Raw genomic sequence first — 6,388 nt, forward strand, 5'->3', positions numbered from 1 at the left:
CATCCAGGTTTCCCGCTGGCTACCGTCTGCGTCTGGAAGCGCTCCCAGATCGCTGGCTCCCTACGGACAAAGGAGTTCCGCAGCCATGCGTTCCTCTCCCCGAAAGCGCGCGCGTGCGCTGGCACTGGCCTCGGCCGTGCTGGCCGTCACGGGCGCGGTGGCCGCCCCACCACCGGCGCTCGCCGCCGACATCGCCTGTTCCGTCACCTACACCACCAACGACTGGGACACCGGGTTCACCGCCAACGTCTCGCTGCGCAACGACGGGGCGCCGCTCGACAGCTGGAAGGTCGGCTGGACGTTCCTCGACGGCCAGAAGGTCCAGCAGGGCTGGAGCGCGACGTTCGCCCAGACCGGCGCCGCCGTCACGGCGTCGAACCTGTCCTACAACGGCCACCTCGGCACCGGCGCCAGCACGTCGTTCGGGTTCAACGGCACGAAGGGGTCGGCCAACCGGCCGCCCACCGACTTCTCCGTGAACGGCACCTCGTGCACCGGTGCCAACAAGGCGCCGACGGTCACCCTCACCTCGCCGACGTCGACGGGCACGTACTACGCCCCGGCGACGATCCCTCTAGCCGCGACCGCCGCCGACAGCGACGGCACGGTGAGCAAGGTCGAGTTCTACGCCGGCGACACGCTGCTGGCCACCGACACGGCCGCGCCCTTCGAGGGCAACTGGGGCAACGTCCCGGCCGGGACGTACTCGATCAGCGCCAAGGCGTACGACAACAAGGGCGCGAGCACCACGTCCAGCCCGGTCAGCGTGAAGGTCCTCTCCGGGCCGACGATCGTCGCCACCCCGGCGACCGCGCAGGTCAAGCAGGGCGGCACGGGGACGTTCGCCGTCTCCCTCGCCGGCGCCCCGACGGCTCCGGTCACCGTCGCCGTCGCGCGGACGGCCGGGAGCACGGACCTCACGGCGACCCCGGCGAGCCTCACGTTCACGGCGGCGAACTGGAACGTCCCGCAGAACGTGACGGTCGCCAGTGCCGACAACGGGGGAGCGCTGGGCAGCGCGACCTTCACCGCGAGCAGCAGCGGCTACACCGCGGCCACGGTGACGGTCAACGAGATCTCGTCGTCCACTTCGGACTACCAGCTCGCGTTCCTCACGCAGTACAACAAGATCAAGGACCCGAACAACGGCTACTTCCGCAAGTTCGGGAACATCCTGGTGCCCTACCACTCGATCGAGACGCTGATCGTCGAGGCGCCCGACCACGGGCACGAGACGACGTCGGAGGCGTTCAGCTACTACCTGTGGCTGGAGGCGTCCTACGGCCGGGTCACCGGTGACTGGGCCCCGTTCAACCAGGCGTGGACGTCGATCGAGACGTACGCGATCCCGTCGGCGGCGGACCAGCCGGGCAACTCCGGCTACAACGCGAGCAAGCCGGCCACGTACGCGGCGGAATACCCGAGCCCGAAGTCCTACCCGTCGCAGCTGCAGAGCGGCGTGTCGGTCGGTGCGGACCCGATCGCGGCGGAGCTCAAGGCGGCCTACGGCTCGCCGGACGTCTACGGCATGCACTGGCTGCTCGACGTGGACAACATCTACAAGTTCGGCCACTGCGAGGACGGCACGAACACCGCGCCGGCGTTCATCAACACCTTCCAGCGCGGTTCGCAGGAATCGGTGTGGGAAACGGTCACCCAGCCCAGCTGCGACCTCCTGAAGTTCGGCGGCAAGAACGGGTACCTCGACCTGTTCACCGGCGACTCGTCGTACGCGAAGCAGTGGAAGTACACCGACGCGCCGGACGCGGACGCCCGCGTGGTGCAGGTGGCCTACCAGGCCGAGAAGTGGGCCCAGGCGCAAGGCAAGAGCTCCGACGTCGCGGCCGTGCTGAAGAAGGCCTCGAAGATGGGCGACTACCTGCGGTACTCGCTCTTCGACAAGTACTACAAGAAGATCGGCAACTGCGTCAGCCCGGCGAGCTGCCCGGCCGGTACCGGCAAGGACAGCGAGCACTACCTCATTTCGTGGTACTACGCCTGGGGTGGTTCGGCGGACGCGTCCAGCGCCTGGGCGTGGCGGATCGGTGACGGCGCGGCGCACCAGGGTTACCAGAACCCGCTGGCCGCGTATGCGTTGTCGACCGACCCGGGCCTGAAGGTCACTTCGGCGACCGGCGCGACCGACTGGACGACCAGCCTCGGCAGGCAGATGGAGTTCCTGCAGTGGCTGCAGTCCTCCGAAGGCGGTCTTGCCGGCGGTGCGACCAACAGCTGGGACGGCCAGTACGGCACCCCGCCCGCGGGCACACCGACGTTCTACGGGATGTTCTACGACCAGCAGCCGGTCTGGCACGACCCGCCGAGCAACCAGTGGTTCGGCTTCCAGACCTGGGGCATGGAACGGATCGCCGAGTACTACCAGGCGACCAGCGACCCCCGGGCGAAGAAGATCCTCGACAAGTGGGTGCCCTGGGCGATCGCGAACACCACGGTCGGTGCCGGCGGGAGTTTCCAGATCCCGTCCGACCTGACCTGGAGCGGCGCACCGGACACCTGGAACGCCACCAGCCCTGGCTCGAACACCGGTCTGCACGTCTCGGTGAAGAACTACAGCCAGGACGTCGGGGTCGCGGCCTCGCTCGCCAAGACGCTGCTCTACTACGCGTCGGGGTCGAGCAACGCTCAGGCCAAGACAGTCGGGGAACAGCTGCTGAACGCGCTTTCGGCGAACACGGACACCAAGGGCATCGCGGTGCCGGAGACCCGGTCGGACTACGACCGGTTCGACGACAAGTACAACGCCACCACGGACCAGGGGCTGTACGTCCCCTCGGGCTGGACGGGCACGATGCCGAACGGCGACCCGATCAACGCGAACTCCACGTTCCTGTCGATCCGCTCGTTCTACAAGAGCGACCCGCAGTGGCCGAAGGTCCAGGCCTACCTGGACGGCGGCGCCGCGCCGACGTTCACCTACCACCGGTTCTGGGCGCAGTCGGAGATCGCCACGGCGTTCGCCGTGCACGTCGCCCTGTTCGGCTGAGAGGTACTCGATGAAGCGACTGCTTTCGCTGGTGGTCGCCGCACTGGTCGGGGGCGCCGTTCTCACGGCGTCCCCGGCCGCCGCGGCCCCGGAGACCACGGCGGCGGCCGGCACCGGCACCGGGTTCTGGCACGCCGCCGGTTCCCAGCTGGTCGACGCGACCGGTACGCCGGTCCGGATGACCGGGATCAACTGGTTCGGTGCCGAGACCGGCAACTACTCGCCGCACGGGCTGTGGAGCCGCAACTACAAGGACATGCTCGACCAGATGGCCGGGCTCGGGTACAACACGCTGCGGCTGCCGTACTCGAACCAGCTGTTCGACGCCGGGTCCAAGCCGGTCAGCATCGACGCGCTGCAGAACCCGGACCTGCAGGGCCTGTCCGGCCTGCAGGTGCTCGACAAGATCGTCGCGTACGCCGGCGCCAAGGGCATGCGAGTGCTCCTGGACCGGCACCGGCCGGACTCCGGCGCGCAGTCCCCGCTCTGGTACACCAGCGCGTACCCGGAGAGCCGCTGGATCTCCGACTGGACGATGCTGGCCCGGCACTACCAGGGCAACCCCACGGTGATCGGCGCGGACCTGCACAACGAGCCGCACGCGCTCCAGGGTGGCGGCGGGGCCTGCTGGGGCTGCGGCGACACCGCGACCGACTGGCGGCTCGCCGCCGAACGCGCCGGAAACGCCGTGCTCGCGGCGAATCCGGACTGGCTCGTCGTCGTGGAGGGCGTGGACTGCGTCAGCGGCACCGGTGATCCGCAGTGCGGCTGGTGGGGCGGCAACCTCTCCGGCGCGAAGCAGTTCCCGGTGCGGCTGTCCAAACCGGACAAGCTGGTGTACTCGGCGCACGAGTACGCGACGTCGGTGTTCGCCCAGAAGTGGTTCTCCGACCCCGCTTTCCCGGCGAACCTGCCGGCGTTGTGGGACCACTTCTTCGGCTACCTGCAGAAGCAGAACATCGCGCCGGTGCTGCTCGGCGAGTTCGGCAGCACGCTCGCCGATCCGCGCGACAAGGTCTGGCTGCAGGAGCTGATGAAGTACGCGGGCACCGGGACGTCCGGGATGAGTTTCACGTACTGGTCGTGGAACCCGAACTCGGGGGACACCGGCGGCATCCTCAACGACGACTGGACGACCGTCAACCAGGCCAAGCAGGCGATCCTGCAGCCGTACCTGATCCCGCCGGTGGGGTCGGGCGGCGGCCCGGGCGACCCGCCGCCCCCGGCGGGCTGCGCGGTCACCTACCACGTCGACAACACCTGGCAGGGCGGCTTCACGGCCACCGTGACGATGAAGAACACCGCGACGGCGGCGATGAAGAACTGGGCGCTCGGCTGGCGTGTGCCGACCGGCACGCAGATCACCAGCGGCTGGAACGCGACGGTCACGCAGACGGGGCAGCAGGCGACGGCCAAGGCCCCCGCCTGGGCGCCCGATCTGGCCGGCGGCGCTTCGGTGTCGATCGGCATCCAGGCGACCGGCGCCTCGACCGGCGTACCGAGCGGCTTCGCCGTCGGCGCGACCGCCTGCACCACCTGACCCACCCACCGACGAACAACTCCGTCGACGAACAACTAAGGAGCGCACTCAATGAGGAGTGAATTCTGGTCCGCGAAGAGGAAGACACGGTTCGCCGTGGCCTCCTCGGTGACGGCGGCAGCCGTCACCGCCGGGCTACTGGTGGCCGGGGGCAGCCCGGCGGGCGCCGCCACCGGCTGCAAGGTCACCTACACCGTCAACTCGTGGGACACCGGCTTCACCGCCAACGTCGCCGTGACCAACCTGGGCGACGCCGTTCAGTCCTGGAACGTCGAATGGGACTTCGGCGGCAACCAGCAGGTCCAGCAGGGCTGGAGCGCCACGTACAGCCAAAGCGGCAAGCACGTGAGCGCGAAGAACCCGTCGTGGGGCGGGAATCTCGGCTCGAACGCCACGGCGAACTTCGGCTTCAACGGCTCGTACTCGGGCACGAACGCCATCCCGACGTCGTTCTCGCTCAACGGGGCCCACTGCGACGGCACGCCCACGACCACGACGCCGACGTCACCGATCACCCTGACGACGACGCCGCCCTCCACCTCGACGACCCCGACCACGTCCACCACCCCGACGACGGTTACCACGACGCCCCAGCCCGGGACGCACGTGGACAACCCGTACGCCGGGGCCAAGGGGTACGTGAACCCGGACTGGTCGGGCGAGGTGAGTGCCGCGGCGGCGGCCAAGGGCGGCACGCTCGGCGCCCAGATGGCCAAGGTGGCCAACACCTCGACCGCGGTCTGGCTCGACCGGATCGCCGCGATCGCCGGCACGGCGGACTCCCGCGGCCTGCGCGGGCACCTCGACGCGGCGCTGGCCCAGTCCAGCGGCGGCACGCCGGTGACCATCCAGATCGTGGTCTACGACCTGCCCAACCGCGACTGCGCGGCGCTGGCGTCCAACGGTGAACTGCAGGCTTCGCAGAACGGCCTGGCCCGGTACAAGACGGAGTACATCGACCCGATCGCCTCGATCATGGCCGACCCGAAGTACGCGCCGTTGCGGATCGTGACGGTCGTCGAGCCGGACTCCCTGCCGAACCTCATCACGAACACCTCGATGGCGACGTGCGCGGAAGCGCAGTCCAGCGGCGTGTACACGCAGGGCATCCAGTACGCGCTGAACAAGCTGCACGCGATCTCCAACGTCTACAACTACCTGGACATCGCGCACTCGGCGTGGCTCGGCTGGGACAGCAACTTCCAGCCGTTCGTCAACCTGGTCAAGCAGGTGCTGCAGGGCACCACGGCCGGCGTGAACAGCGTCGACGGGTTCATCAGCTCGACGGCCAACTACACGCCGCTGACCGAGCCGAACCTGCCCGACCCGAACCTGACGGTCGGTGGGCAGGCGCTGAAGTCGGCGACGTTCTACCAGTGGAACCCGTACTTCGCCGAGATCCCCTTCGCCACGGCGATGTACAACGCGTTCGTGTCGGCGGGGCTGCCGAGCGGCATCGGCATGCTGGTCGACACCTCCCGCAACGGCTGGGGCGGCGCGGCCCGGCCCAGCGGTGCCTCGGGGTCCACTGTGGACGCGTACGTGAACTCGGGCCGGATCGACCGGCGGCTGCACCGCGGCAACTGGTGCAACCAGAGCGGTGCGGGTCTGGGCATCCGGCCGACGGCGTCCCCGGCGCCGCACTTCGACGCCTACGTCTGGATCAAGCCGCCGGGTGAGTCCGACGGTGCGAGCCAGCAGATCCCGAACGACGAGGGCAAGGGCGCGGACCCGATGTGCGACCCGACGCGCCGCCGACGGCGTCATGACCTCGTCGGCCGGGCCTGCTGCCGAAGCCGTGCCGGTGGCCTGCTCGCCCGCGTCGTTCAGGGCCCCGTCGTGCA

General features: G+C 69.3%; 3 protein-coding genes. All 3 read left to right on the forward strand.

The window, feature by feature from the left end; genetic code table 11:
• Window positions 1–85: 85 nt before the first annotated feature.
• Window positions 86–3,004 (forward strand): glycoside hydrolase family 48 protein, encoded by a 2,919-nt coding sequence (locus AB0F15_RS35000; protein ID WP_360280024.1) that lies wholly within the window; start codon window positions 86–88, stop codon window positions 3,002–3,004.
• Window positions 3,005–3,014: 10 nt separating this feature from the next.
• Window positions 3,015–4,544 (forward strand): cellulase family glycosylhydrolase, encoded by a 1,530-nt coding sequence (locus AB0F15_RS35005; protein WP_360280026.1) that lies wholly within the window; start codon window positions 3,015–3,017, stop codon window positions 4,542–4,544.
• A 51-nt stretch (window positions 4,545–4,595) separates the two neighbouring features.
• Window positions 4,596–6,388, forward strand: a 1,793-nt coding sequence (locus AB0F15_RS35010; RefSeq protein ID WP_360280028.1) for a glycoside hydrolase family 6 protein, incomplete at its 3' end; no start/stop codon positions are given.

Origin of the sequence: Amycolatopsis sp. NPDC026612, from assembly GCF_040638285.1 — a bacterium.
Classification (GTDB): Bacteria; Actinomycetota; Actinomycetes; order Mycobacteriales; family Pseudonocardiaceae; genus Amycolatopsis.

What these genes read in the sequence shown, in the direction of transcription:
- AB0F15_RS35000 (WP_360280024.1), top strand. Translation starts at nt 86, where the DNA reads ATGCGTTCCTCTCCCCGAAAGCGCGCGCGTGCGCTGGCACTGGCCTCG.
- AB0F15_RS35005 (WP_360280026.1), top strand. Translation starts at nt 3,015, where the DNA reads ATGAAGCGACTGCTTTCGCTGGTGGTCGCCGCACTGGTCGGGGGCGCC.